Source organism: Bacillus sp. TH22, from assembly GCF_016651015.1.
GTDB lineage: Bacteria > Bacillota > Bacilli > Bacillales > Bacillaceae_G > Bacillus_A > Bacillus_A mycoides.
Genome location: NZ_JAEKER010000001.1, coordinates 4,545,047 through 4,571,371, shown reverse-complemented (window position 1 = coordinate 4,571,371; position 26,325 = coordinate 4,545,047). Strand labels below are relative to the sequence as shown.

28 protein-coding genes are annotated in these 26,325 nt (G+C 35.8%); 6 read left to right on the top strand and 22 right to left on the bottom strand.

Annotated features, from left to right (window positions below; genetic code table 11):
* Positions 1–65: 65 nt before the first annotated feature.
* Positions 66–953, bottom strand: a complete 888-nt coding sequence (panE, locus tag JFU18_RS23485) for a 2-dehydropantoate 2-reductase (RefSeq protein WP_061689327.1) — start codon at positions 951–953, stop codon at positions 66–68.
* A 295-nt stretch (positions 954–1,248) separates the two neighbouring features.
* Here panE and JFU18_RS23480 point away from each other — a divergent pair, with 295 nt between their 5' ends.
* The gene (locus JFU18_RS23480; protein ID WP_201031692.1) at positions 1,249–1,722 is read left to right on the top strand and encodes an N-acetyltransferase; all 474 of its coding nucleotides are present in this window, start codon (positions 1,249–1,251) and stop codon (positions 1,720–1,722) included.
* A gap of 33 nt (positions 1,723–1,755) precedes the next feature.
* Here JFU18_RS23480 and JFU18_RS23475 read toward each other — a convergent pair whose 3' ends face one another.
* The 3 genes from JFU18_RS23475 to JFU18_RS23465 form a co-directional block, all read right to left on the bottom strand.
* Positions 1,756–2,262, bottom strand: a complete 507-nt coding sequence (locus JFU18_RS23475) for an RsfA family transcriptional regulator (RefSeq protein WP_002066865.1) — start codon at positions 2,260–2,262, stop codon at positions 1,756–1,758.
* 129 nt (positions 2,263–2,391) lie between these two features.
* Positions 2,392–2,565: a 50S ribosomal protein L32 gene (rpmF, locus tag JFU18_RS23470; RefSeq protein WP_001984764.1), complete on the bottom strand. Its 174-nt coding sequence runs from the start codon at positions 2,563–2,565 to the stop codon at positions 2,392–2,394.
* A gap of 61 nt (positions 2,566–2,626) precedes the next feature.
* Entirely contained in the window at positions 2,627–3,127 is a 501-nt protein-coding gene (locus tag JFU18_RS23465) for a YceD family protein (protein ID WP_201031693.1), read from the bottom strand.
* 153 nt (positions 3,128–3,280) lie between these two features.
* Between JFU18_RS23465 and JFU18_RS23460 the strand changes: the two genes are divergently transcribed.
* The gene (locus JFU18_RS23460; protein ID WP_164081469.1) at positions 3,281–4,522 is read left to right on the top strand and encodes a nucleotidyltransferase; all 1,242 of its coding nucleotides are present in this window, start codon (positions 3,281–3,283) and stop codon (positions 4,520–4,522) included.
* A 26-nt stretch (positions 4,523–4,548) separates the two neighbouring features.
* On the opposite strand, the gene JFU18_RS23455 is transcribed toward JFU18_RS23460, so the two are convergent.
* Positions 4,549–5,574 (bottom strand): SepM family pheromone-processing serine protease, encoded by a 1,026-nt coding sequence (locus tag JFU18_RS23455; protein ID WP_002142950.1) that lies wholly within the window; start codon positions 5,572–5,574, stop codon positions 4,549–4,551.
* Entirely contained in the window at positions 5,567–6,358 is a 792-nt protein-coding gene (locus JFU18_RS23450; RefSeq protein ID WP_201031694.1) for a patatin-like phospholipase family protein, read from the bottom strand. The genes JFU18_RS23455 and JFU18_RS23450 overlap by 8 nt, the downstream gene beginning before the upstream one ends.
* Positions 6,359–6,470: 112 nt before the next feature.
* On the opposite strand from JFU18_RS23450, the gene ylbJ reads away from it, so the two are divergent.
* Positions 6,471–7,700 carry a sporulation integral membrane protein YlbJ gene (ylbJ, locus tag JFU18_RS23445; RefSeq protein WP_137056831.1) on the top strand — a complete coding sequence of 410 codons (1,230 nt, stop codon included), beginning with the start codon at positions 6,471–6,473 and terminating at the stop codon, positions 7,698–7,700.
* Here the strand turns inward: ylbJ and coaD are convergent.
* Positions 7,692–8,183, bottom strand: coding sequence for a pantetheine-phosphate adenylyltransferase (coaD, locus tag JFU18_RS23440; RefSeq protein ID WP_002142952.1), 492 nt, complete (start codon positions 8,181–8,183; stop codon positions 7,692–7,694). The two genes, ylbJ and coaD, sit on opposite strands and share 9 nt — an antisense overlap.
* Positions 8,180–8,746: a 16S rRNA (guanine(966)-N(2))-methyltransferase RsmD gene (gene rsmD / locus JFU18_RS23435; protein WP_001266992.1), complete on the bottom strand. Its 567-nt coding sequence runs from the start codon at positions 8,744–8,746 to the stop codon at positions 8,180–8,182. The genes coaD and rsmD overlap by 4 nt, the downstream gene beginning before the upstream one ends.
* 528 nt (positions 8,747–9,274) lie before the next feature.
* On the opposite strand from rsmD, the gene JFU18_RS23430 reads away from it, so the two are divergent.
* Positions 9,275–9,664, top strand: coding sequence for a DUF7147 family protein (locus tag JFU18_RS23430; protein WP_002014762.1), 390 nt, complete (start codon positions 9,275–9,277; stop codon positions 9,662–9,664).
* Positions 9,665–9,718: 54 nt separating this feature from the next.
* Here the strand turns inward: JFU18_RS23430 and JFU18_RS23425 are convergent, their stop codons facing one another.
* The 6 genes from JFU18_RS23425 to JFU18_RS23400 all read right to left on the bottom strand — a co-directional run bounded on the left by JFU18_RS23425 (position 9,719) and on the right by JFU18_RS23400 (position 13,234).
* The gene (locus JFU18_RS23425) at positions 9,719–9,985 is read right to left on the bottom strand and encodes a YlbG family protein (protein WP_002088292.1); all 267 of its coding nucleotides are present in this window, start codon (positions 9,983–9,985) and stop codon (positions 9,719–9,721) included.
* 127 nt (positions 9,986–10,112) lie between these two features.
* Positions 10,113–10,565, bottom strand: coding sequence for a YlbF/YmcA family competence regulator (locus JFU18_RS23420; RefSeq protein WP_002014765.1), 453 nt, complete (start codon positions 10,563–10,565; stop codon positions 10,113–10,115).
* A gap of 116 nt (positions 10,566–10,681) precedes the next feature.
* On the bottom strand, positions 10,682–11,254 hold the full coding sequence (locus JFU18_RS23415; protein WP_002014767.1) for a histidine phosphatase family protein: 573 nt from the start codon (positions 11,252–11,254) through the stop codon (positions 10,682–10,684).
* 77 nt (positions 11,255–11,331) lie between these two features.
* On the bottom strand, positions 11,332–11,577 hold the full coding sequence (locus JFU18_RS23410) for a YlbE-like family protein (RefSeq protein ID WP_002014770.1): 246 nt from the start codon (positions 11,575–11,577) through the stop codon (positions 11,332–11,334).
* A gap of 11 nt (positions 11,578–11,588) precedes the next feature.
* A complete protein-coding gene (gene ylbD, locus JFU18_RS23405; RefSeq protein WP_002088296.1) occupies positions 11,589–12,026 on the bottom strand; it encodes a YlbD family protein in 438 nt (145 codons plus the stop codon).
* A gap of 173 nt (positions 12,027–12,199) precedes the next feature.
* Positions 12,200–13,234 carry a CAP domain-containing protein gene (locus JFU18_RS23400; protein WP_002088298.1) on the bottom strand — a complete coding sequence of 345 codons (1,035 nt, stop codon included), beginning with the start codon at positions 13,232–13,234 and terminating at the stop codon, positions 12,200–12,202.
* A 208-nt stretch (positions 13,235–13,442) separates the two neighbouring features.
* Between JFU18_RS23400 and JFU18_RS23395 the strand changes: the two genes are divergently transcribed.
* The gene (locus JFU18_RS23395) at positions 13,443–13,808 is read left to right on the top strand and encodes a YugN family protein (RefSeq protein ID WP_002066906.1); all 366 of its coding nucleotides are present in this window, start codon (positions 13,443–13,445) and stop codon (positions 13,806–13,808) included.
* A 36-nt stretch (positions 13,809–13,844) separates the two neighbouring features.
* Here JFU18_RS23395 and ctaG read toward each other — a convergent pair whose 3' ends face one another.
* The 6 genes from ctaG to cyoE all read right to left on the bottom strand — a co-directional run bounded on the left by ctaG (position 13,845) and on the right by cyoE (position 19,753).
* Positions 13,845–14,750 carry a cytochrome c oxidase assembly factor CtaG gene (ctaG, locus tag JFU18_RS23390; protein WP_002121958.1) on the bottom strand — a complete coding sequence of 302 codons (906 nt, stop codon included), beginning with the start codon at positions 14,748–14,750 and terminating at the stop codon, positions 13,845–13,847.
* A gap of 81 nt (positions 14,751–14,831) precedes the next feature.
* The gene (gene ctaF, locus JFU18_RS23385; protein WP_201031696.1) at positions 14,832–15,164 is read right to left on the bottom strand and encodes a cytochrome c oxidase subunit IVB; all 333 of its coding nucleotides are present in this window, start codon (positions 15,162–15,164) and stop codon (positions 14,832–14,834) included.
* A 3-nt stretch (positions 15,165–15,167) separates the two neighbouring features.
* Positions 15,168–15,791, bottom strand: a complete 624-nt coding sequence (gene ctaE, locus JFU18_RS23380) for a cytochrome c oxidase subunit III (RefSeq protein WP_000557861.1) — start codon at positions 15,789–15,791, stop codon at positions 15,168–15,170.
* On the bottom strand, positions 15,791–17,626 hold the full coding sequence (gene ctaD, locus JFU18_RS23375; RefSeq protein WP_201032269.1) for a cytochrome c oxidase subunit I: 1,836 nt from the start codon (positions 17,624–17,626) through the stop codon (positions 15,791–15,793). Before ctaD ends, ctaE begins: the two co-directional genes overlap by 1 nt.
* Before the next feature lie 60 nt (positions 17,627–17,686).
* The gene (gene coxB, locus JFU18_RS23370; RefSeq protein WP_002088304.1) at positions 17,687–18,736 is read right to left on the bottom strand and encodes a cytochrome c oxidase subunit II; all 1,050 of its coding nucleotides are present in this window, start codon (positions 18,734–18,736) and stop codon (positions 17,687–17,689) included.
* Positions 18,737–18,829: 93 nt separating this feature from the next.
* On the bottom strand, positions 18,830–19,753 hold the full coding sequence (gene cyoE / locus JFU18_RS23365; RefSeq protein ID WP_002033731.1) for a heme o synthase: 924 nt from the start codon (positions 19,751–19,753) through the stop codon (positions 18,830–18,832).
* A 497-nt stretch (positions 19,754–20,250) separates the two neighbouring features.
* On the opposite strand from cyoE, the gene ctaA reads away from it, so the two are divergent.
* The gene (ctaA, locus tag JFU18_RS23360; protein ID WP_201031697.1) at positions 20,251–21,186 is read left to right on the top strand and encodes a heme A synthase; all 936 of its coding nucleotides are present in this window, start codon (positions 20,251–20,253) and stop codon (positions 21,184–21,186) included.
* An 86-nt stretch (positions 21,187–21,272) separates the two neighbouring features.
* Here ctaA and pyc read toward each other — a convergent pair whose 3' ends face one another.
* Together pyc and JFU18_RS23350 are read right to left on the bottom strand one after the other, a co-directional pair.
* Entirely contained in the window at positions 21,273–24,719 is a 3,447-nt protein-coding gene (pyc, locus tag JFU18_RS23355) for a pyruvate carboxylase (RefSeq protein WP_201034268.1), read from the bottom strand.
* Between the two features lie 333 nt (positions 24,720–25,052).
* Complete coding sequence (locus JFU18_RS23350) at positions 25,053–26,231, bottom strand: FtsW/RodA/SpoVE family cell cycle protein (protein ID WP_201031699.1); 1,179 nt, start codon at positions 26,229–26,231, stop codon at positions 25,053–25,055.
* Positions 26,232–26,325: the final 94 nt, after the last annotated feature.

Sequence of the window (26,325 nt, the reverse complement as noted above, 5' to 3'; positions counted from 1 at the left end):
CGTATCCTGTTCTCTCACCAACCCACATTGTATTCAATGTTTCACGTAAAAGCAAAGAAAAACACTTATAATTCCATTCCTTTTATTGCATTGAACAAAAATTGAAGTGTCGGAACAGATTGTTGTTGTTCCTTAGCTTCTTCTAATACATATCCAACAATCGCATTAACTTCCGTTTGTCTATTCGCTCTTACGTCCGCTAACATAGATGAAGTATTATGGGATGTTTTTTCACATACTTGGCATACCATTTTCCATAGCATTTCCTTATCTTCTTCTTTAACAAGAAATGCAACTTCCTGAAATACTTGCTCCATCATTTGATAAAAAAGTGGGTTTGAAATTAACTCCCCGTTCTCAACCCGCAATAATGCCGTCAACGGATTAATACATACATTGACTACTAATTTATTACGCATAATCCCCTTCCAATCATCTTCTATCTGAATCGGAAAATAATCAAAAGGAAAACAATTAAATACCTTTTTAAAACAACTAGATTGACCACGCACTACACCAAACTTTGTAACACCTATTCCAGTATGACGAACTGTATGTCCATCCTCTTTTTTTGCACCATGCTCCACAATCCCGACTGCTATACGTTCATTTCCTATTTTTCGCATAACGTGAAGATGTGACATTCCATTTTGCAAAAAGATTAATGACGATTCTCCCTGCACAAAAGGTAATATATCAGTTACATGATATTGCTTTACAGCAATAAATATATAATCTAACTGTTTATCCAGCATACTTTCTATCGGTAAAATAGATGGAAATACCGTTTCACGTTCTCCATTCCTAATACAAGTTACACCCGTTAAGTTTAATTCTTCTGCTTGCTTATCGTTTCTTGTAAACAACGTAACATCTTGATTACTTTTTTGTAAATAAAATGTATATAGGAGACCAATAGCTCCCGGTCCAACAATTCCAATTTTCATCTTCACACAAAGAACTCATATTAACAAGTGATATAAGTTCCCTTGCCTTTCCCCCTTTATATCTTATTAAATTACAATTACATAGTTGAGGATTCAATTATCTTTTAACAAATGCAACCTCTTCTTTCACTACGTATATACTACCCATATACATAGTTCTATTCTTAGTTTAGCAAATCCTCAAAAAAATAATGAAAGAAATATTCTATCTTCTTCATAAAAATTTAAAAATGAGTTATAATATTATTATAAATATTTTAACTTTTCTGCATTCAACAAGATAAGAAAAGGACGTGATGTAATGGGATTCCCAAAAGTTGAACGCTTGCTCATCAATTATAAAACATTAGATGAATTTAAAAAATTTAAAGGGTGCGGAGCTCAAGAACTATCCATGTTGGAAGAATTACAAGCAAACATTATTGAAAATGATAGTGAGTCTCCATTTTACGGTATTTATTATGGAGGATCGCTAATCGCACGTATGAGTCTATATATGAAAAGGAACGGCGGGGAACCATTTGAAATTACAGGTACTTACCTAGAACTTTATAAACTTGAAGTATTGCCGACTTTTCAAAAACAAGGATTCGGACAATTGCTTGTTAATTATGCGAAACAACTACAATTCCCAATTAAAACGATAGCACGTATCCAGTCATCTGGTTTTTGGGATAAATTAAGTTTCCAGCCAGTATCAGTAACTGATGGTGATTTTTATATTTGGCATCCAGAAACAAATTCGAATGCGATTACAAACGAAGAATCTGCATAAGAAACAAAAAAAACAGCTGTTACGCAGCTGTTTTTATTTCTTTAATTTTTCTAATTCTCCATTCGAGCGAGCGCCATTTCTTTCCGCTACCATTACACTTCTTTTTTGATCGATATAATCAAGTAATGTTCTATATTCTTCCTCATATACTGATAATCGCTCCAGAAGACGTTCTTTCTCTGTTTGTAACGATTCAATTTGTTGTTGCAACACCATTAAAGAGCTTTCATCTTTATAATTTCGCAAAAATTCAATAACATCATTCAATGTAATTGATGTAGGCTCTAATACCTTTGTCTCTTTCACTTCATAATTTTCTACTTTACGAAGTTGCTTTGCTTCTTCAATACGTTCTTTGTATTGCTTTCTAACATAAGAATTCCATCTAAATCCACATGCTGCTGGTGTGCGAGACAAATGTCTCCCCACTTCTTTAAAGGCAGAAAGTTGCGTTCCACCTTCTTGAATATGCCGGAGTACTACTTCTGCCAGAAGCAAATCTTCATCATCAGTCCAAGCATCTTGTCTTGTTGTCGCCATCTCTCTAGTCCTCCCTATGCATTTTTTATTAAGCATATGCAGTTACTAGAAAAGATAGAATACAACAAATAAAGAATAAGACAAAAAAAATAAACGTAGAAGATATCTTCTACGTTTATTTCCCCGCAATTACTTGCTGATTACTTCTTTACCTTTGTAAGTACCGCATGCTTTACATACACGGTGAGCTAATTTCGCTTCACCACAGCTTGGGCACTCTACCATACCAGGTACTGATAATTTGAAATGCGTACGACGCTTTCTTTTTACTGTTTTAGAAGTTCTTCTAAAAGGTACAGCCATTCTTCCCACCTCCTTAAAAGAAATAGTTATTTTCATATGAAGGCCTAAACCAGTCTTCCGATTATTTGTCAAAAAACTTTGCAAGTCCTGCTAATCGTGGATCAACAGTCTTTTCTTTGTTTTCTTCCGAAATCACTTGCCAGTCTTGACCTTGCATCGGTGCTCCACCAGAAACATCATCACTGAAAATTTGCATTGGAATCTCCAAAAGTATATTTTCCTTGATTACGGGCAGTAAGTCAAGTACTTCTCCTTCTAAACAATGAATTTCAGCTTCTGTTTCAAATTCTTCTTCCGAAGTTTGGAACACCTCAGTTGTTTTAATGTCAAATGGTAATGTCACATCTACTAAAGAGCGAGAACATGGTAAAACCATGCTTCCAGTTATATGTAGATGAAACGTAAACTTACCGGAGCCAAAATCAACTCTTCCTGTTACATGAGCAGGATTAATTTCACGAATATCTTTCTCGACCTCTTTTAGCCCACTTACATCTACCATTTCATTTAATGTCAATCCTTTATTTCTCAATTTATTCAATTGATGGATGGACCATTTCATATCATATCACCTCAAGGCAACAAACAAAATTATAGCTAGCCATTTTATATTTGTCAATGTTTTTTCTTTACACTATAATGAAGTCATCATAGGAAATAATATATAGACTATCACGTTTTCCAAAAAGATGCTACATCGAAAGGAGAGATTACCATAAAATCCAGTGGTATTGTTGTTGAATATAACCCTTTTCATAACGGTCATGCTTATCATGTGCAACAAACAAAAAAGTTAACACAGTCTGATATTATTATCGCCGTTATGAGTGGTCCTTTTTTGCAGCGTGGTGAGCCCGCACTCATCTCCAAATGGTATCGTACCAAAATGGCCTTAACAAACGGCGTAGACCTCGTTGTAGAGCTTCCATATGCATTCGCAACACAAAAGGCCGAAACTTTCGCAAATGGCGCAATTTCGATTTTAAACGCACTTGGTGTTTCTGAAATTTGTTTCGGTAGTGAAGATGGACAAGCTGAAAATTTCTACAATACCATCGCTATACAAAAAAATGAAGAAGAGACTTTTAATCGTCTTGTAAAGCAATTTATGAATGCAGGTAATAGTTATGCAAAAGCTACATCTGAAGCCTTTCTACACATCTTACCACCCGAAAAAAACGTAGATATGTCACAACCAAATAACATTTTAGGCTTACAGTACATTAAAGCAATTCTCTTACAAAACAGTTCGATGCAAGCACAAACTATAAAAAGATTCGCCTCTCATTATCATGATGAAACATTTCACGATCAACATATTGCAAGTGCAACAAGTATTCGCAAACAGCTATTTAATGAAAACAGTTCCTCTACAACTATTGAGCCTTTTATCCCGAAAATGACTGCTTCTCTTTTAGAAAACTACAAGCAAAACTACGGGACGTTACATAACTGGGAAAAATACTTTTCATTTTTTAAATACAAACTTATGACGATGTCTTCAGAGGACTTACAACATATATATGAAATGGAAGAAGGTTTAGAGCATCGTATTTTATCAAAAATACAAAACAGTTCATCTTTCTATTCATTCATGGAAGCATTAAAAACAAAACGTTATACATGGACTAGATTGCAAAGAGCTTGTACACATATTTTAACAAATACAACGAAGGAAGAAATACACAAAGCAAATATAGAGCAACATGCGCCGTATATCCGTCTTCTCGGAATGTCACAAAAAGGACAAACTTATCTTTCTAGAAATAAGAAAAAAATAGAACTCCCAATCCTTACTCATACAAAAACATTCGAACATCCAACTTTAGACATAGAACGAAAATCAAATGCTGTATATTTCTCCATAATGCAAGAACCTTTGCGGACACAACTGCTAAAACAAGACGCAACGCATCATCCAATTCGTTATGATGAAATAACGAAAAAATTCCTATAAGAAAAACCTCTCTTCTTCAGAGAGGTTTACTTTGTTTCACCCATTTTTTCCAAATAAGTTAGTGCATCATCCAGTGTGTCCACCGGTACAATTTTCATCTTCGTTTTAATATCTTTCGCAGCTTCAAGAGCATCTTTATAATTCGATTTCTCTACACCTTTTTCATTTGGCGCAAAAAACACTTCAGCTCCCGCATCACTAGCAGCTACTACTTTTTGCTGAATACCACCAATTGGACCAATTTCTCCTTTATCATTGATTGTACCTGTTCCAGCTATTTCATGTCCGTTTGTTAAATCTTCTTCAACGAGCTGATTATAAATTTCTAGTGTAAACATTAACCCCGCTGATGGACCGCCTATTTCATGGGAATCGATTTTCACTTTCGGATCTACTACTAACTCTCTTTCCGTAACGATAGAGACCCCTATACCGACGCGTCCATTCCCATTAGGAATCGTCTTTACATTTAAATTTTCTTTAAACTGTTTTCCGCCCCGCTTGTATTCAATATTTACTGTGTCCCCTTCTTTTTTCCCTGTCATATACTCAATAAATTGTTCCGTCTTGTCGAATATTTTTCCATCGACAGCTATAATAACATCTCCAAGCTTAAGCTTTCCCTCTGACGGCATACCCTTTGCTACACCAGCAACTAGTACACCTTTATTTTCAAAAGAAACAGAGCGATTTGCACGTTTATACGCATTATAGATTGCTGCATTTTGCGAATCTTTCATTGCATAATTTTGGCGAAATTGATATTCTTCATCACTCTCGCCTTTTTGCAATATTTCTTCCGCCTTCGAAACGTGTGTATATTTATTAAATTGCGCGGCTATTAAGTTCACCACATTAGCAGGTCCCATTGAGACAGTGACAAGCATGAAATCACCAGACTCTTTAGTTCCACCGTCAACTTGCACGTACGGCGCTAATTTCGCGGCCATACCTGGTTTTGTCACATAATACGGCAAGCGCACATAAACAAGTAGCATCGCCAATATAACCCCTATTAAAATTGCATATATAAACCGAAAACGCTTAAACATTATGTTTCTCCTTCCACTGCTCAATTAGTAAATAAATGTTTGAAATATGTTTTTCCGCTTCCACTTCTCCGACCCTAATAATGTCTTCAATATGTGTAAAAGCACGCGAACTAAATTGTTCCACTGCTGGCCGCATCATTAAATCTGATGCTATTTGCCGATTCATCACAAGTTCATGTTGCATAATTTCAATACTTTGCATAATTACATCATAAATCGATGTAACCTCTCCATTCACCTTAATTGGAGATACATCAACAGCAATAACAATATCAGCACCTAAATCTTTTACAACCGATACGGGAATACGGTCAATTACCCCTCCATCCACTAATAAGCGGCCATCTATTTTTTCTGGAACAAACACCCCTGGTACAGCTATACTAGCTCGAACCGCCTCCGCAATCGGACCACTTGTAAAAACAACTTTCTCCCCCTTCAAAATGTCAGTAGCCACAACAGCTGTCGGGATATCTAACTCTTCTAAATTTTTATTATATGTAAACATTTTAATCATATCTTTAATACGTTTTCCAGCAATAAATCCCATTTTAGGAACTGTAAAATCCAAATAATATTTCCTTTTGAAAACAGCTGCCAATTTATACAGTCTTTCAACGTCACAACTTGCTGCATAAAATGTACCAATTAATGCCCCTATACTACTACCTGCTATCATGTGAATAGGGATGCCAGCTTCCCTTAACACTTTTATTACCCCTATGTGAGCAAAACCTTTTGCACCTCCGGATCCAAGCGCTAAACCGATTTTTGGTTCCTTCATTTTTCTCACCCTTTAATTTTTTTCATTCCTTTTTCATACTTATGGTCTAAATTCACCACATATCCACGTATACTGAAATGAACGTTTTTGGGACAAAGGGGGATTTTCTTACATGTACGAAAAATGGAAAACTGCTTTTCTTACCATATCAATGTTGTTTTTAACCTTTTCTCTTGTACTTCACCCCCAAGATGCTTTGCAAGCTTCAATTCGCGGGTTAAATATATGGTGGGAAGTTGTATTCCCTTCACTACTACCGTTTTTCATCATTGCGGAACTTCTAATCAGTATTGGTATTGTAAAATTTATCGGTGTTATATTAGAACCACTAATGCGTCCACTGTTTCGTGTTCCAGGGGTAGGCGGATTTGTTTGGGCAATGGGAATGGCTTCAGGATTCCCCGCTGGCGCCAAATTAAGCGCTAGACTACGCAAGAGCAATCAACTAACACAAATTGAAGCGGAACGACTCGTATCTTTCACAAATTCTTCTAATCCACTTTTTATTTTCGGAGCGGTTTCTATTGGTTTTTTCAATAATCCGAAATTAGGACTCGTATTAGCAGCAGCACATTATATAAGTAACTTTATCGTCGGATTACTTATGCGCTTTTATGGTAATAACGATATTTACATAAAAGACACACATACGAATCAAAAGCGTGCCTTTCAAAATCCTTTTTCCATCCTCCACCAAACACGTATGCAAGAAAAAAGACCAATCGGAAAACTACTCGGTGACGCTATCGTTTCTTCTATTCAAACATTGCTCATGATTGGTGGGTTTATTATTTTATTCTCTGTTTTAAATAAAATGATTACTGTTTTCGAAATTACAGAAGCGCTTTCTTTTATTATGCAACATATTTTATCATTCTTCCAACTTACATCCCAATTTAGTATTCCGATATTATCCGGTATTTTTGAAATGACGCTTGGAAGCCAAATGATTAGTCAAATTAATGAATCAACACTTCTTCAACAAGCGATGGTAACAAGCTTCATTTTAGCATTTAGCGGTCTTTCTATTCAGGCACAAGTAGCAAGCATATTAGCGGAGACAGATATCCGCTTTAAACCATATTTTTTAGCTCGAATTATCCAAAGTATTCTCGCTCCTATTTTCACTTTTATATTTTGGGGACCATTTTATGAAAAAGTTCATTCTTTCTCGCCTACGCAAGAAGATCTTCCCGTATTTTTATTGAATCATTCTTATACACTAACTGATATTTGGACATCATTTATACACTACGGACCAATCTTCACCTTATTTTGTTTATATTTATATGTCATCTTATTGTTTTTACGCATTTATAAAGAAAAACCCCGTTCACTTTAACGGGGTTTTAAACTTTTCTTTTAAAGCACGCTCTACAATCGGAGGAACAAGGTCTACTACACTCCCACCATATCTCGCAACTTCTTTCACAATACTTGAACTTAAAAATGAATATTGATTATTTGTCATAATGAAGAAAGTTTCGATACTTTCGTCTAGTTTTCGATTCATTGAAGTAATTTGCATCTCATATTCAAAATCAGAAACTGCTCGTAAACCACGTAATATTGCATTTGCATTACGCATTTTTGCATATTCCACCAATAATCCACTATGTGAATCAACTTTTACATTCGGAATATCCTTTGTCGCCTCTCGAATTAACTCTAGGCGTTCTTCTACCGAAAAGAATGGTTTTTTTGATGAATTGTTTAAAACAACTACATATACTTCATCAAATACTTTTGCTCCCCTTTTAATAATATCCAAATGTCCAAGGGTAATTGGATCAAAACTCCCTGAAGAAATAGCTATACTTGTCATTCTGTCCCCTCACCTTCATACTTATAAATCGAAATTGCTGTAATCCCGTAGTTTTCTGCCCGTACTTTTACAAGTTCTCCTATAGAATCAGGTAAAACCACGTCATCCCCATGCTCTGCCATAATGATGCCATCTTTATTTAACAATCCATGTTGATCCATTACACTAACTAAAGACACAATTTTTTGAGCTTTATATGGAGGGTCTATTAGTATAAGATCGAATGATATTTCACGCTTTATAAGCGCCTTTACCGCACGCTCTGCATCATTTCGGTACACTTCAGCTTGTTCTTGTAGTCTACAGCTTTCTAAATTTTGATGAATGACTTTTATCGCTTTACTATCTCGGTCAACAAAAATCGCTTTATCAATCCCTCTACTTATGGCCTCAATTCCAAGACCACCGCTACCACCAAATAAATCAAGAGCGATACCACCATCATAATAAGGACCTATCATATTAAAAATAGATTCTTTCACTTTATCTGTCGTTGGACGCGTTGTATTACCAGGTACCGCTTTAAGTGGGTGCCCTTTACATTTTCCTGAAACTACTCTCATCTGTTGTCACTACCTTTATTTCAATCTATAGAGCGATTACATCAAATTCATTTCAATTCGGTAACCGCTACCGATTCATACTATTTCATACATTTTTTCATTAATCTTTTATTTAACTAATTGAAAACCTCAGTTAAAATAATCGCTCGCTATTTCTTTCATATCCATTTCACTATTTGCAAGCAACAACCCTCTATGTACATCAGTTCCACTTTACCTTTTTTATCCTATCATAAAATAAAAAAAGAAAAATAAAAAGCCTAACATAAATTTTAATTTCATTATGTATATCTTCATTTTAGATTGGACATAAATAAATATAACAACATCATTTTCGATGTTGTTGCCAACCGCGGAGAAGACTTACGTTTCCCCATAAGTTCTTCCTCCGGTTTCTCCTCTCCCTTTGCCTTCTTACTAGTAGTACATACTAGTATTAGAAGGGCCCTGCTTTGCAGGGTTTTTTTATTTGTCTACTTTTCATTTAAAAAGTGAGGTGGTACAGTAAAAGAAAGAGGAGGAAAAAATATGATTCAACGCTTTATAGAACTCGGAGAAGGCTACTCTGACTTATATGAATTACTTGAAATTGCCAAAACAAACCAAGAACGTGTAACACATATGTTACAATTCGAAACTGTAAAAAACGAAAAAAAAGTGTGTTCACTTGTTGTAATACTAAAACCGACAACTACTGGTGATTTCCAACCATTATACATATGTCGTGAAGGCATTCCTGTACTTGAAAATAAAAAAAGTAAACGTGTCGTTTTATTTGAAGAAATGGCGGAACAAATAGGGAAAAAAGTTACTCCCTTTACTGTAAAACCATCAACAACTTTCCCTGAAAAAGAACTATTTTTTAATCATCTAATTGGTATTTTACGAATGAACAATTTCATTCCTCCAATGAAATAACACGTTATTTCAAGTAAAAAATCCCCTGCTAAATTTAGCAGGGGATTTTTTTACTTAGCTATAATCGTATTCTTTTGCCCGATCAGGACGCGAATTTTCGAATTCCGTTTTTAAAAATGGGCGATACGACTGTTCTACTTTTTTTACAAAAGGAAGTTTATTCAATTTTTGCATCATATGCTCAATTTGTTCCATATCACAATATACAACGGCATATTTCAAACGTTTTGATATGTAATGAATGTTACCATATTTCCTTAAAATCTTGGCATGTTTCAATGAATGTAAATAAACAATCATACTTTGTCGTTGCCCGAACATAATCTTCTCCATCTTCTCCTTTTAAAAACTTATATTCTTATATTTTATGAAAACCAATCATAAATTTATGACATTAAAGAACAAACTCTGTATACGTTTTCTTCTATATTCTAAAAAACGGGGTAAATTACCCCGTTTTTTTACAACCACAACCGCCTCCGGTACCACAACCACCGCCACAGCCACCCGCATCAAAAAACGGATTTCCTGTTGGAACTTTAACGGAAGAAGATACCTCAGAACCAATTGCTACACTAACTTCATCTAATAACTTCTGTAAAGCTGTTTCTGCTCTTTTAAAAGTTGCAACCTTATCATGCATATCTACAGAACGCTTTAATTCCCTCATTTTCGTCGAAACGAAAGTATAATCAGGATGATATTTACCAAAACGTTGCACTTCTTCGTATCGCTCTTTCATCGCTGTAAATTGCTGAATTAGCGTCTGGACTTCTATATCTTCTTGTAAATCCTTATAATACTTACGGTAATCTTCTGCTATATCTGAACAGATGATCGCTTTTGCAAGCTGCTCTGCCTTATCTAAAATCAATACGCTTTCCAGCGTCGCTACAATCATGAGAGACACCTCCGAGTATTCATCATAACACATTTGGAACAGAACTACTAATTGAAGTGTCTCACCTAAAAGAAAGATATGATTCTAATTACTTTTCATACAATCTCCTTGCACTCTTATACACTAATATGCTCCGCAATATTATATTTAAGAACATCCCATTTCCCGCTATTCTCTTTCACGTAGCTAATACATGCGTTTTTTAACGGCGTTTTAAATGTAATTTCATTTGGTGCAATTGCGTGTAAAATAGCTTTTATTGCATGTGAATGCGCAACAATGATAATACGTTTATCTCCATGTGCTGCTGCAACCTGTTGTAAAGCCGTAAAACAGCGCTCTACGATTTCTTCATCCTGCTCCATTCCTTCTACATTACCTTCTGTAATTAACTCTCTAACGGCTGCAACTGGTTTCCCAGAAGCTTCCCCAAAATTACGTTCCATAAATCGCTCATCTAATAAAATAGATGGTAATCCAATAGCCCCAGCAATTTCCTTAGCTGTTTCTTGCGCTCTAATTAACGGGCTACTTATAATTATATCCCACGATTCCGCTTGCAAGGCAGCTGCACTTTGACTCGCTTGCTTCTTCCCAACTTCATTGAGTGGAATATCTTCGCGCCCTTGAATAATCTCTTGAAAGTTCCAATCAGTTTGTCCATGTCGTACTAAACAAATTTCCGTCATGCTGCAACTCCTTTTTTAAATAATCCGATTCTATTGTAACAAAAGTTTTGCATAACGGACATAGTTTTCCCTTCCAATTACGTCGTATTTTGCTGCTTCATATACTGGAACATATCAATCATAATTGAAGCAACGGCCAATTGATTTTGAAATTTTTCCACTTTATCTGGTATCGTTTTTTTGAAATGCTGCATGGCAGCTAACTCAAAAGCTTCTTTTTCTTCTGGGTTACGCGTCAATTTCCGGTACCAGTATGGCTGTTCCCGAATATAGCGAGCTAAATCCTCATCAGCTTTTATAAACTCCATAAGCTCTGCTCTCATTCTCTTTCCCCCTAATCCTTTTGAAAGAAAAAAGGATTATTTTCAGAAGTACTTTGTTCTTGCTGCGCACGGTTTCCTTGAAATTGTTGAATAACTTGTTGCACGCTACCAATCGCACTCGTTACATTTGCTAAATGATGTTGCATTTGTTCTACGTCTAGCTTTTTAAAGAAAGAAAGCATTTGCCCCATCACATCAGCAGTTTTTTCCTCTTCTGTTCGATTTTCTTTTTCTTCTTTATTTTCTTTTACCGAAGAAAAAGCAGGTGCTCCATCAGGTCTATATGCTGTCCATATTTGATCTTCTTCACCAAGTAAGTACCATTCTTCATAAAATTGCTGCCAAGTTTTTTGACCACTTCTAACCTCATGAACCATTTTAGGGTGATGGTTTACAAACTCTTTAAACTGTTGAACCGATGGATGTAACGGCCCTTTTGTTGTTGGCATAATCCTCACCTCTTCATGTATATCTACTATATTGTAAGAAAAAAAAGGCACATGGTTCGCCTATTTTTAGACGATTCATGCACCTTTTTATCTTCCTATTTGTGGACAATTAAAGCCCGATTGGTGAAGACTAATAATCAATGAAGGATGCCCCTACTGATTAAAGTTTCATTTTATTTTCGGATAAAGTTTTGAGTATAAAATTTATCATATACCCCAACACCTAATCCAGTAAATTGTTCATTTAATAAATTCTTTCTATGACCCTCACTATTTAACCAACCCTGTACCGCGGCAATTCCATCACTATGTTGCGCCGCTATATTCTCACCAGCAAGTTGAAAAGCCACTTGCCCACGTTGCAAGCGATCTCCTAACGTACCAAAAGTAGGTGAATCGTGTGAAAAATAATTATTATCCTTCATATCTTTACTATGGCCAAATGCAACATCTGCAGTTTGTTGATCCAATGTTAACAACGGTAATTGATGACGACTCCGAATAATATTTGTTAAATCGAGAATTTGTTGCATATTTCCATTTTCTACTTGCTTCATTTTTTCTGGTGTCAGCGGCTGTTCCGCTATTAATTCACCTGAATAAACAAGTTGATATGGTCTTTGTCGTAATAACGTTTCATCATCCATATAACGAAGACCAACAAGCTCATGTGTAAAGTGATCAAAGTATAATTGTGCCCATCCATCTTCTACAGGTACTAGCGGTTGTTCCATTACTTCCGTATCAGATAACTCAAATTGATAACTATTCTTTCCTCTTTTTAATGAAATCTCATGTGAAAGTGGATTCTTTTTATATACCTCTTCATACTTTTCATTTATATAATAGGGAGCCACCTTAACTTGCTCACCAGCAACATACGCCGTTACAACTTTACGTTCAGCAACTCCAAATTGAACATACTGAGCTAAATCTTGATTATACACCCACCATTCATATCCATAAGCAGACGGCTCTATTCGAGATGGTTCGCCCCACTTCGCTAATAAATTCTCAGAGTCCCCGCCAATCATATTTAAAACAGTGTCTGTGGATTCTTCATTTACTTGCTTCTTCTTTTTCACAATTTTATTTTCTTGCTTAGAGTGAGATGGGGTTAATATATATTGTGACACGAGTAACTTCCCGTATAAATCAACAGCTAAAATTAAAAATGTAATCATTACGATACGCAATAATTTCTTCAAACGATATACCTCCTGAACAAAGCATAAAATCGAGATATACACAAATCCTTTTATTCCCTTTTTTTGTGTGTACCGTACTCTTTTCACTATATCATATTTTCACGAAAAAAGTCTGGATTATCCCTTTTCTCGCAATACGAATTGCACTTTCTTATTATTCGTACTATTATAAAAATAATGAACTAACATTAAAATAAGGAGGTATTCTATGCAATTTACAAATACAAACTTTAATGATGCAGTCGTTGATCTAACTCTTTTAACTGAGATTATGGAAAACAATCATTTTGTACTTGCCGGACAATGGGATTACGAACGCGTTACATATGATTATAAATTTGAAATATTAAAGGATATTTATTATTTACGTGTACAAGGATTTGCTGTTGAAGGTGACATCGGCGGCAGACACGCTCAAGTAAAACTATTGCCACCCTTATTAGGAAAACATTATTATCCTCATGGCGTTGAATATGGCGATGATGAGATTTTTCCAACGAATGTACTTCAAAAAAGCGAACAACTCCTACAAAATATCGAAAAAGAGTTAAAAGAATTTCAAATTATTGAATAACAAAAAAACTAGCGCATTAACACGATGCGCTAGTTTTTATTTCGTCTGCAAATAAGGAGGTAACTCTTGCAGCTGCTCTTTATCCTTTTCACGCTCTCTACGTGCCCATTTAAAGAACACATAACCGATAATCGTACCGTACACTATTTCCTGGACAATTTTCATAATAATACCACCTGTTTGCTGGTCTTGTACTACCGGCATCCAATGTAAAAATTCTGGTCCAGTTATATTTAAATCTGATAAAGTACCCGCCGGTACACAGAGTTCCATTGCCTTCATCCAAGCGGCCGGATCTGTATATGTTGCAAATAATGGTGCAGTCGCAAAAATTATTAACGCACAAGCTGGCGTTAATAAAATACCATTAGCAAACATGTAACCAAGCTTCTTAATATCACTTAAAGTTTGATATTCTGGTAGTGGATTTAACATCGGCCACCACATCATCATTGCTGCAAAAAACAATATAGCAAGGCAAATAGGATGCGCTATTTGACTTTGTTTTACTGCATCAAAAACAATTGGCAAATGATAAAAGGAAAACAGGCCATTAAATACAAACAACGCAATAAGCGGCTTAGCAAAAAACTTTATCACAATTTGAACGAACTTAAAAGAAGTAATATAACGATATAACCAAACAGGTATACCAAGCAGTAATAACGGAGGCACCGCAATATACATTACTGCCATCTCAAACATATGTGCACTAAATATGATATGACCAATTAAATCAATAGGTCCTCCCTTTACAAAATACAAAAGAACAATCCCGGTCGTAAAATAAAAAATTTGCTTCTTACTTACCTTCGTCGCATTTTCAAATCGCGTTCTATACGGTCCAATAATTAAAAAATAACTAATAAGAATCGAGATCATAAATAATAAAAAAATTGGACTCCATAAAGCTTGAAAACCAAATACCCATAAGTTTTCCATTTCCACACCTACCTTTTCAAAATTCTTATATTTCATATAAAAAGAGGGCTTTGATATATCAGAGCCCCCTACTATCACTGTTTAAATCCACACAATTGTCATAAAGGCTAATATTGTTAATAAACCAATTAACAATCCAGAGTACAAGAAGAAACTCGCCGCTTCATGCCCTTTATGACTCATATGCATGAAATAATATAACTGAAATATAACTTGAATGACTGCTAACAATAATATAAATGGAACCGAAAAAATCGGGCTAAATGTTTTCGGATATGCCACCGCTGCAAATGCAACTAATGTTAAAAAAATCATTAGTGAAAATGTAACAACTTGGTGCTTCATTTCCTCTGCACTTTTTCTCTTCCGATAAACAAGATCCACCTTAGGATTATTCGTTTGCTTAACCGTCATTGTTTATCCCACCATTCCCATCAAATATACTACAGTGAAAATAAACACCCAAACTACGTCAATAAAGTGCCAATAAATTGATGCAACATAAAACTTTGGTGCGTTGTATAAATTTAAGCCTCTCTTCGCGTTTCTAAAGATTAATGTTAAAATCCAACATAATCCAAACAACACGTGGAGCCCGTGTGTACCAACAAGAGCATAAAATGCAGAACCAAATGCACTACTTCTCATAGTATGCTTAAATTCATGCGTATAATGATAAAACTCATATATTTCAAACCCCAAAAATCCTAAGCCAAGCAACACTGTTACAAGTAACCAAAGTTGCATTTTCTTAAAGTTAAAATTTTTCATATGATACATTGCGTATACACTCGTTAAACTACTTGTTAACAAAAGCATCGTCATAATGAAAACGAGTGGCATTTGAAACATCTCTTGAGATGTTGGTCCACCATTTGTAGAGTTCTTTAACGCTAAATATGTGCCAAATAAGGAAGCGAACAACACTGTTTCGCCTCCAAGAAATAACCAAAAACCAACAAACTTATTTTTCCCCTCAAGGGTTGCTTTTTCAGGCTCTGCTGGAAATGTTTCATTCGTTAATTTCTCATCTACATGCATTACGCCTTGCCCCCCTTATCATCTAAATCTTCCTTATGAATATGATATCCATGATCATCAATTACTGAACGAAGGAACATTGTACCAAACGTAATGATTAAACCGATAATCGCTACTAATAACCAAAATTTATCTTTGCCACCCTGCATATACATCGCACCGAATGCTGCTATGAATAAGCCTAGAGAAATGATAAATGGTGAAAATGAAGCATTTGGCATATGAATATCACCGGCCGGTTCCGCTGCTGTCATCTCTCTATTACCTTCACGTTTTTCAATCCAAAACGGATCTAACCCGCGAACAAATGGCAATTGTTTAAAATTGTATTCCGGTGTAGGTGCTGGCATTGTCCATTCTAATGTACGTCCATCCCATGGATCACGGCCAGCCTTCTCTTTTGATACCGTTGTTTTTATTACATTGAATAAAAGAACAATCGTTCCAAGAGCCATAAACACAGCTCCGATAGAACTAATCATATTCCCCATTTCCAACCCTTGGCCCTCAAGATATGTGTAGTAACGACGTGGCATACCAATCAATCCAAGGAAATGCTGAATAAAGAATGTTAAATGGAAACCGATAAAGAATAACCAAAATGTTATCTTACCTAATGTTTCATTTAATATTTTATTAAACATAAGTGGCCAATAATAATGCGCACCTGCAAGTAAACCAAATACAACACCACCAACAATTACATAATGAAAGTGTGCTACTACGAAATAATTATCATGAAACTGATAATCAGCTGGTGCAGAAGCAAGCATAACACCTGTAACTCCACCCATAACGAAGGATGGAATAAAAGCTACCGCCCACATCATTGGTGTTGTAAACCTAATACTTCCACCCCACATTGTAAAGAGCCAGTTAAATATTTTAATACCCGTTGGAACTGCAATCGCCATTGTTGCAACCGAGAAGATAGCATTTGCAACAGGCCCAAGACCAACAGTAAACATATGATGCGCCCATACCATAAATCCTAAAAACCCTATTAATACTGTCGCGAACACCATAGAGGAATAACCGAATAATCGTTTTTTCGAAAATGTGGCGAAGATTTCTGAGAATATTCCGAAAGCTGGGAGTATAAGAATGTATACTTCCGGATGACCGAAGATCCAGAATAAATGCTCCCATATAATCGTGTTCCCACCTAGTGCCGGATTAAAGAAACTTGTGCCAAATAAACGATCTAACATTAAAAGTCCTAATCCTACAGTTAATGGTGGAAATGCAAATAAAATAAGTGAAGATGTTACAAATGTTGTCCATGTAAACATCGGCATGCGCATGTACGTCATCCCTGGCGCGCGCATATTAATAATTGTAACAAGGAAGTTAATACCTCCAATTAATGTACCAATACCTGATATTTGCAAGCCGAGTACATAAAAATCAACACCATGTCCTTTAGAGGCTAAAGCTAAAGATGCATACGATGTCCACCCTGCATCAGGCGCTCCTCCTAAAAACCAACTTAAATTTAAAAATAATCCACCAAAGAAAAATAACCAAAATCCGAGCGAATTCAAAAACGGGAACGCCACATCACGTGCTCCAATTTGAAGTGGTACAGCGGCGTTCATAAATGCAAACACGAGTGGCATAGCTGCGAGGAAAATCATTGTTGTACCGTGCATCGTTAATACTTGATTATAAGCATCCCCAACAAGAAAAGCATTGTTAGGAATCGCTAACTGCAGGCGAATAAATAGTGCTTCTATTCCACCTATTACAAAAAACAATCCACCTGCAATTAAATAGAGAATGGCAATCTTTTTATGGTCTACTGTCGTTAAATAATCCCATATGACAGCACCCATCCCCTGTTTTTTTGCTACAGAACTCACGTTTTCAACCTCCCCTTCGCAAATGATCCCTCTTTATTTTTCAATCTTTAACGTTTGTAAATATGCATTTAATGCATTAATTTGATCATCCGTTAAGTTGCCATATTTACCAGTCATTTTATTACCTGGTTTCATATTTTCAGGATCTTTGAGCCATTTTTTTAAGTTCTCTTCATTATTTTCGGCAATACCAGCAACCATATCGCGATCTGCGAAGTTTGCTAAGTTCGGTGCGATACGAGCAGAAGGTGGTCTACTATCATTTGATCCAACTGCATGACAACCAATACAGCTTTTATTAAATATTTCTTGACCCTCTTGCGCCTTTGTAGAAGCTACTTCTTTTTTTCCATCAATCTTCTTCATGTCAGCAAGCCACTTTTTGTACTCGCTTTCATCCAGAGCTTTCACTTTGAACTGCATTAAAGAATGTGATGGGCCACAAAATTCTGTACAAAAACCATTATAAGTGCCCGATTTATCTGCCTTTAACCACATTTTGTTTACATTATCTGTATTTGTATCCATTTTCCCAGCTAAAGATGGAACCCAAAACGAATGTTTAATATCGGCACCCTTCAAATTCAAATACACTTTCTTACCTGTGGGGATAACTAAATCTTGAGAAGTTACTATTTTTTCTGATTTATAAGAAAATTCCCACCAATAAAGATTCGCTGTTACATCAACAACGATAGTATCTTTATCAATATTCTTTTTCTCCATCGCACTTACATCAGCAAGCTTGAATGTATATGTAACAGTCGGAACAGCCAAGATTAACAAAAGAATAATCGGAATGACTGTCCATATAATTTCTAGTTTGTGATTTCCTTCAACTTGCTCTGGAATATAATCTTCCTCACCCTTTTTTTGTCGGAAACGCACAATTACATATAAGAAAATAATAGTAACTACAAGTACTACTCCTACCATGATTGCACTCGCTAGCAAGAGCAAATCATATTGCATTTTTGCTACTTCCCCTTGCGGAATTAAAGTAGACTGAAAAGCTTTACCGCATCCCCCTAACAGTAAAGCCAGCAGTGAAACGAACGAAAGCAGTCGCCACTGTTTCTTCATACAAACAACCCCCACTTTCTTTGTGAATTAGATTGTACTTTATAGTTAAGTAAAGTAAATCTCAACGTAAAGAAATCCAATCATGTCGTTGTCTTAGAAGAATGTAACTACAATCATTGACACAAATAAGATTGTTAAGTAATTCAGGGAATAAACAAACATTTTTACGGACCACTTGATGTCATCTTGCTGACGGAAGCCATAAAGCCCTAATGCGATCCATCCGATGTTAAGCAATGTTGCAATTACCATGAATGTTATTCCAAGTCCACTCATATAAAATGGTAGTGGTAATAAACATACTGTCCAAATCATAATCTGACGTTTCGTAATATCAAATCCCTGTACAACAGGAAGCATTGGGATTCCTGCATTTCGATATTCATCAACACGCTTCATCGCTAATGCGAGGAAATGTGGGATTTGCCAAATAAACATAATTAAAAATAACATCCAAGCAATTGGATGATTTAAAGACGGATCAATTGCCGCCCATCCAATTAAAGGTGGAACTGCTCCTGATATACTACCTACAACAGTATTTAACGTATATTTTCTCTTCGTCCATAACGTATATAAAACAACATATGTGAAGGCACCAATAAATGAGATTAACACTGCCATCGGTGTAGTAAGTAATAAAAATGCAAAGCCAAGAAGTAAAATTACAAGTCCAAATGCAAGTGCAAAGCCAGGTTTATATTTACCTGTTACCGTTGGACGGTTTTTTGTTCTTTCCATTAATGGATCGATATCTCGGTCAATGTAGTTATTTAAACAACATACCCCTGCCATAATTAATGCCGAACCAACGATTGTGAAAAATAACTTATCTAGATTGTCCATAACACTCAATCCATTAAAATGTAAAGCCAACCAAAATCCTGTAAATACAGTAAGTGTATTTGAGTTTACAATCCCCATTTTAACGAGCGCTGATAAATCTTGTAACCGAGTTGTTTCCGGTACAATTGAAACAGCTGACTCATCATGCAGCTCACTTGTTGCATGGTTCATCACTTTAACCCCCTCTTAAACCTATCATCTTTCTAAGCATATATTTCATGTGAAATATTTCGCTTCTATATAGCAATATTATTACAGTAGATATATTGTTAACCCACTCTACTACTAATCTACGCCCATACTCCAATATATTAAATCACATTTCCCGAACATTTTGTGAAGAAAACATGAACTTTTTGTGTCGAACATTAAAAAACTTTATTCTAATTTATCCTTATCATAACATGATGTTATCTTCTATAATAAACTATTTTGTCATATTTAGCATGTATTCTCCCCATTTCTTTTCAAAATAGCCTGAATTCCTCCTAAAATATGTATTTTAAATTCCATTTTTTTCTTTATAATACGTACGTTGTCCTCGCCCTCCATTTCTTTGCTATTTTATTATTTTTTATATATCATAGGACTGTAGCACGTTTTATTCTATACATAATGGAATGAAAATATTTCGCAATAACTTCATAGCAGAAAGATGGTGAAAGAGATTGCAACGCTTTATTAAATGGTTAGCAGTCATTACAAGTCTCGATTTATTAGTAGTTTTACTAGGAGGCGCTTTAGTTACAAAAACGGGTTCAGGCCAAGGATGCGGCAAATCATGGCCTCTTTGTAACGGTGAATTTGTTCCATCTAATTTATCAATGGAGACTATTATTGAGCTAAGTCACCGCTTAACATCTGGATCAGCAGGAATCCTTGTTACTCTTCTTTGTATCTTGTCCTGGAAATATTATAAACATGTGCGCGAAACAAAGACGTTAGCAATTTTATCCTTCGTATTTTTAGTTGCACAAGCATTAATGGGGGCGGCGGCGGTTGTTTGGGGTCAAATGCCTGCTGTATTAGCTATTCATTTCGGTATTTCCTTAATTTCATTTGCTTCTGTCATCTTGTTAACGTGTCTTATTTTTGAAATTGATCAGAAATTTGATGCACGTTCACTTATTATGGACAAAAAAATGAAATTTCATATTTATGGTGTAACAATTTACAGTTATATCGTTGTCTACACAGGAGCTTTAGTACGTCACGAACGAGCTACCTTAGCCTGTCCAGACTTCCCTTTATGTAGCAAAAATAGACCTATGCCAACTCAACTACATGAGTGGGTTCAAATGGGACATAGAGTTGCAGCGATGTTAATTTTTGCTTGGATACTATATGCGATGATTATCGCTATTCGCCATTACAAGCAGCAGCGTGTAGTATACTGGGGATGGATTATTTCATTTGTCCTTGTTACACTTCAAGCTATAGTAGGAATTTTAGTCGTATTGACAAATGCTAGTTTAGCAATGGCATTATTACATTCACTCTTCATTTCTTGCCTGTTTGCTGTACTATGCTATTTAGTTATGATAGGTACAAGAAGTACCGTCAATGCAAAAGAAACTGAATCAACTTCTAAGCAAACAAAATAAAGTAAAATTTTAATACCTTGCCAATTCGGCAAGGTATTATTTACACACAAAAAAGAGCTGCTTTCGCACAGCTCTTTTTCTTTATTTTAATGATCTAATTCAATAAGTAAGTCACCCGTTTGAATTGCATCCCCATCATTTACATATACTTTTTTCACTTTACCACTAAATGGCGCCTGAACCGTCGTTTCCATTTTCATCGCTTCTGTAATTGCCATGGAATCACCTTTTTTCACTTCATCGCCTTCTTTTACAACTACTTTAATAACAGTTCCCGGCATCGTTGCGCTAATATGATTTGGATTTTCACGATTCCCCTTCACACGCTGTGCAACAGTTGATTTCACGCTTTCATCTTTCACTACGATTTCACGCGGTTGTCCATTAAACTCCAGGTAAAGCACACGATTTCCATCTGGCTGTGGCTCCCCAATGGAAACTAGTTTAACCATCAATGTTTTACCTTGCTCGATTTCCACATCAATTTCTTCACCAAGTCTCATACCATAGAAGAATGTCGGTGTATCAAGCACAGATACATTTCCATAAATCCCAGCAACTTTTTCGTAGTCCATAAATACTTTTGGATACAATGCATATGCGACTACATCAAAAATTGTTACTTCGCGTCCAATTTTGTGGAATAACTCTTCTTTTAAAGCATCGAAATCTACCGGTTCTAATAATTCACCCGGTCTTACTGTTAATGGCTCTTTCCCTTTTAAAATAATTTTTTGTAATTCTTTCGGGAAACCACCATATGGTTGTCCTAAATCTCCAGAGAACATTTCAACAACAGATCCTGGGAAGTCCATAGCATGTCCACGTTCTAAAATATCTTGTTCTGTTAGGTGATTTTGAACCATAAATAATGCCATATCACCGACAACTTTAGATGATGGTGTTACTTTTACAATATCGCCAAACATATCATTAACACGGCGATACATCACTTTAACTTCATCAAAGCGATCTCCTAAGCCAACCGCTTTTGCTTGTTGTTGAAGATTACTATACTGTCCACCCGGCATTTCATGCATATATACCTCTGTGTGAGGAGCATTCATACCACTTTCAAATGGAGCATAGTATTTTCGTACATCTTCCCAATAATGAGATAGTTTTTCTAATGAGTCTATATTAACACCTGGCTGTCTTTCGTTTCCACCTAACGCATAGTATAGTGTATTCGCACTTGGTTGTGACGTTTGACCAGCCATTGAACTCACCGCTACATCGACAATATCAACACCTGCTTCAATTGCCTTCGTATACGTTAAAATACCATTTCCGCTCGTATCGTGTGTGTGCAGGTGAATTGGAATCGACACCGTCTCTTTTAATGCTGAAACTAAATCATATGCTGCGTTTGGCTTTAGTAAGCCCGCCATATCTTTAATTCCTAAAATGTGAGCTCCTGATGCTTCCAACTCTTTTGCTAAGTTTTTATAATAATTTAAATCGTATTTACTACGTAACGGGTCATGAATATCTCCTGTGTAACACATTGTCGCTTCTGCAATTTTACCAGTATCTCGTACAGCATCAATTGCAACTCTCATGCCTTCTACCCAGTTTAAGCTATCAAAAATACGGAACACATCAATTCCAGCTTGAGCAGAACATTCCACAAATTTTTGAATTAAATTATCTGGATAGTTTTTGTAACCTACTGCGTTTGAAGAGCGAAGTAACATTTGGAATAAAACGTTTGGCATTTTTTCACGAAGATCTAGTAATCGTTCCCATGGATCTTCTTTCAAGAAACGATACGCAACATCAAACGTTGCACCGCCCCACATTTCTGCTGAGAATAAGTTTGGTAACATTCTCGCTGTCGGCTCTGCAATGTGATGTAAATCTTTTGTACGAACACGAGTTGCAAGTAATGACTGATGTGCATCACGGAATGTTGTATCAGTTAAAAGTACACGCTTTTGATCTTGTACCCACTTTACTAATCCATCCGCTCCACGCTCATCCAAAATTTGTTTCGTTCCATTTTGCATTGGCTCTGAGTGTATCACATTTGGTATACGAGCATCTGGGAAAATTGGTTTCTCTTTTTTCCCTACTCCTGGGAAGCCATTTACTGTTACTGTACCAATATAATTTAACATTTTTGTTCCGCGGTCTTTACGTTTCGGGAACAAGAATAGTTCAGGTGACGCGTCAATAAATGAAGTGTCATATTCTCCTGATAAGAAGTTTTTATGTTTTACTACATTCTCTAGGAATGGAATATTTGTTTTAATACCACGAATACGGAATTCTTTTAAGTTACGTTCCATTTTTGCAGCGGCTTGTTCAAAAGTAAGTGCCCAAGTAGTAACTTTTACAAGTAAAGAATCGTAGTACGGTGTAATAACTGCACCTTGGAAACTATTACCTGTATCAAGACGAACACCAAAACCACCGCCTGATCGGTACGCCATAATTTTCCCTGTATCCGGCATGAAATTATTTAGTGGGTCTTCAGTCGTTACACGAGATTGGATTGCAAATCCATGCACAACCACTTCCTCTTGCTTAGGAACACCTACCATTTTGCTATGTAATGCATGTCCATCAGCTATTAAAATTTGCGATTGAACGATATCCACTCCTGTAATCATCTCTGTAATCGTATGTTCAACTTGAACACGTGGGTTTACTTCAATGAAGTAAAACTCATCACCTTTTACAAGGAATTCTACCGTTCCAGCATTTAAATAATTTACATTTTCCGTTAACTTTACTGCAGCATCACAAATACGCTGACGCAAATCATCTGAAAGCGACACGCTCGGTGCAATTTCAACTACTTTTTGATGGCGTCGTTGTACAGAGCAATCACGCTCATACAAATGAACAACATTACCTTCTTCATCTGCTAAAATTTGTACTTCTATATGTTTAGGTTTTTCAACGAATTTTTCAACGTACACTTCATCATTACCAAAGGCTGCTTTTGCTTCTGATTTCGCGCGATTATACGATTCTCTTAACTCTTCACTAGCACGTACAATACGCATACCGCGACCGCCGCCACCAAGGGATGCTTTAATAATAATCGGGTAATCATACTTTTCAGCAAATTCTTCAACTTCTTCTATTGAATTTACTGGACCATCACTACCAGGAATAATTGGAATTTGAGCTAGCTGCGCTTGTGTTCTTGCTTTAACTTTATCTCCAAACATGTCTAAATGCTTACTTTTTGGACCGATAAAGATAATCCCTTCTTCTTCACAACGTTTTGCAAATTGAATATTTTCTGACAAGAAACCATATCCAGGGTGGATTGCATCTACATGATTACTTCTCGCAATCTCAATAATGCCTTCAATATCTAGATAAGCATCAATTGGCTTTTTCCCTTCCCCAACTAAATAGGACTCATCGGCTTTATAGCGATGATAAGAACCGCTATCCTCTTTAGAATAGATTGCAACTGTGTTTAATCCAAGTTCTGAACATGCTCGGAACACACGAATTGCTATCTCTCCACGGTTAGCTACCAATACTTTTTGAATACGTTGCAGCTTTGTCATGATTTTCCCCCTCTATTTTCCTACCACTCTAGAGATAAAATACATACACACTCTAAAGAGCGTGAAGTTCTTCACTTTCTACATTATATTATACTTAGAAAGCTTCACTTTATTTTTATCCATCATACCTTATTTTTCAACAAATGATAAGTTTTCTGATCAATTTGTTTCACAAAAATAGTATAGCATACCTCTTCCTTTTCTAACAACAATATTGTATATCACATTCACTTAAATGTAATATACTTTTCGTTTTAAAACAATCAATATTATATCACATTTAAAGCCTAACAAAATAAAAAACACATTGAACTCTAGAGCTCAATGTGTTTTTTATTTTACAACAACAAGATGCGGTCCACCTTGTTCTATTTCGTTAGTCAATTTGTTTTGTTGTTTCTCTTGTCGTTTTACATAACTAGAAATATTTAACAGTATACCCATTGCAAGCAGATTAGCTAACAAAGAACTCCCACCATAACTAACAAATGGTAATGGTACCCCTGTAAGCGGTATTAACCCAGACATACCACCGACATTTATAAAAGTTTGAACTCCAAACAAACTTGCAATTCCAATTGCTATTAAACTTCCAAATGGATCTTTACACTTTTGTGCAATTCTAAATGCCCGAATAATAATAAGTAATAAACAGATTAAAATGACAGCTACACCTATAAAACCAAGCTCTTCAGATATAATTGCCATAATAAAATCTGTTTGCGGTTCTGGTAAGTATCCATATTTTTGCACACTGTTCCCTAACCCTCGACCATTTAGCCCTCCTGAAGCAATTCCAATAAAAGAATTTATTAATTGGAATCCATCATTCTGAGGATCATTAAATGGATCAAGAAAAACGGAAAAACGTGCCTTTTGATACTTGCTTAATGCATAATTCCCAAGAAAATATAGTGCCGGAATCCACACTATGGCAGTTAAAACGATTCGTTTTATCCATAAATTAATCCGTACCCCCGAGCAAAGAAACATAATTCCAACCGTTCCCGCAATTAATAAATCGGTACCTAAGTCATTTTGCTTTAAAATTAAAAACATTGCCAATCCAACAAAACCAAGCGTAAGTCCCGACCCTTTAAAAACAGGAGTATCTGTCTCTTGTCTTCTCGCAAAAAAACGAGCTAATATAATAATAATCGATATTTTAACAAATTCAGCGGGCTGTATACCTAATATCCACCCTTTTGCACCGTTTACTTCCTTACCGAAAAACAAGGCTGCTGCTAATAAACCAATACTACCTATTCCCATTGCTATTAAAACTATTCGCTTCCTCCAAAGTTTATAAGGAATAGCAATGATAATCGCTAACATTATCGCTCCAACAGCTAGAATTAATACTTGCCTATTAAAAAAGAAATCCGCTGGTTTCCCATGCTTCGAAATCGCAACAATGGAACTAGAACTATATACCATTATTACTCCCAGCACACATAAGATAACAAGAGGAAGTAATAAGGAATAATCCATCGATTTCCATACTTTTTTCATTTCATTTCCTCTTTCTGTTTCAATTTAATTATTGTTGTATTCCATATGTATATAGGTTCTTCCTTCTTTATTATACAAATAAAAAGCCCAAACT

Bases quoted from the DNA above. Each gene is read 5' to 3' on its own strand.
- JFU18_RS23480 (WP_201031692.1), top strand. From the start codon at position 1,249: ATGGGATTCCCAAAAGTTGAACGCTTGCTCATCAATTATAAAACATTA.
- JFU18_RS23475 (WP_002066865.1), bottom strand. From the start codon at position 2,262: ATGGCGACAACAAGACAAGATGCTTGGACTGATGATGAAGATTTGCTT.
- rpmF (WP_001984764.1), bottom strand. From the start codon at position 2,565: ATGGCTGTACCTTTTAGAAGAACTTCTAAAACAGTAAAAAGAAAGCGT.
- JFU18_RS23465 (WP_201031693.1), bottom strand. From the start codon at position 3,127: ATGAAATGGTCCATCCATCAATTGAATAAATTGAGAAATAAAGGATTG.
- JFU18_RS23455 (WP_002142950.1), bottom strand. From the start codon at position 5,574: ATGTTTAAGCGTTTTCGGTTTATATATGCAATTTTAATAGGGGTTATA.
- JFU18_RS23450 (WP_201031694.1), bottom strand. From the start codon at position 6,358: ATGAAGGAACCAAAAATCGGTTTAGCGCTTGGATCCGGAGGTGCAAAA.
- ylbJ (WP_137056831.1), top strand. From the start codon at position 6,471: ATGTACGAAAAATGGAAAACTGCTTTTCTTACCATATCAATGTTGTTT.
- coaD (WP_002142952.1), bottom strand. From the start codon at position 8,183: ATGACAAGTATAGCTATTTCTTCAGGGAGTTTTGATCCAATTACCCTT.
- rsmD (WP_001266992.1), bottom strand. From the start codon at position 8,746: ATGAGAGTAGTTTCAGGAAAATGTAAAGGGCACCCACTTAAAGCGGTA.
- JFU18_RS23430 (WP_002014762.1), top strand. From the start codon at position 9,275: ATGATTCAACGCTTTATAGAACTCGGAGAAGGCTACTCTGACTTATAT.
- JFU18_RS23425 (WP_002088292.1), bottom strand. From the start codon at position 9,985: ATGTTCGGGCAACGACAAAGTATGATTGTTTATTTACATTCATTGAAA.
- JFU18_RS23420 (WP_002014765.1), bottom strand. From the start codon at position 10,565: ATGATTGTAGCGACGCTGGAAAGCGTATTGATTTTAGATAAGGCAGAG.
- JFU18_RS23415 (WP_002014767.1), bottom strand. From the start codon at position 11,254: ATGACGGAAATTTGTTTAGTACGACATGGACAAACTGATTGGAACTTT.
- JFU18_RS23410 (WP_002014770.1), bottom strand. From the start codon at position 11,577: ATGAGAGCAGAGCTTATGGAGTTTATAAAAGCTGATGAGGATTTAGCT.
- ylbD (WP_002088296.1), bottom strand. From the start codon at position 12,026: ATGCCAACAACAAAAGGGCCGTTACATCCATCGGTTCAACAGTTTAAA.
- JFU18_RS23395 (WP_002066906.1), top strand. From the start codon at position 13,443: ATGCAATTTACAAATACAAACTTTAATGATGCAGTCGTTGATCTAACT.
- ctaG (WP_002121958.1), bottom strand. From the start codon at position 14,750: ATGGAAAACTTATGGGTATTTGGTTTTCAAGCTTTATGGAGTCCAATT.
- ctaF (WP_201031696.1), bottom strand. From the start codon at position 15,164: ATGACGGTTAAGCAAACGAATAATCCTAAGGTGGATCTTGTTTATCGG.
- ctaE (WP_000557861.1), bottom strand. From the start codon at position 15,791: ATGCATGTAGATGAGAAATTAACGAATGAAACATTTCCAGCAGAGCCT.
- ctaD (WP_201032269.1), bottom strand. From the start codon at position 17,626: ATGGGTGCTGTCATATGGGATTATTTAACGACAGTAGACCATAAAAAG.
- coxB (WP_002088304.1), bottom strand. From the start codon at position 18,736: ATGAAGAAACAGTGGCGACTGCTTTCGTTCGTTTCACTGCTGGCTTTA.
- cyoE (WP_002033731.1), bottom strand. From the start codon at position 19,753: ATGAACCATGCAACAAGTGAGCTGCATGATGAGTCAGCTGTTTCAATT.
- pyc (WP_201034268.1), bottom strand. From the start codon at position 24,719: ATGACAAAGCTGCAACGTATTCAAAAAGTATTGGTAGCTAACCGTGGA.
- JFU18_RS23350 (WP_201031699.1), bottom strand. From the start codon at position 26,231: ATGAAAAAAGTATGGAAATCGATGGATTATTCCTTATTACTTCCTCTT.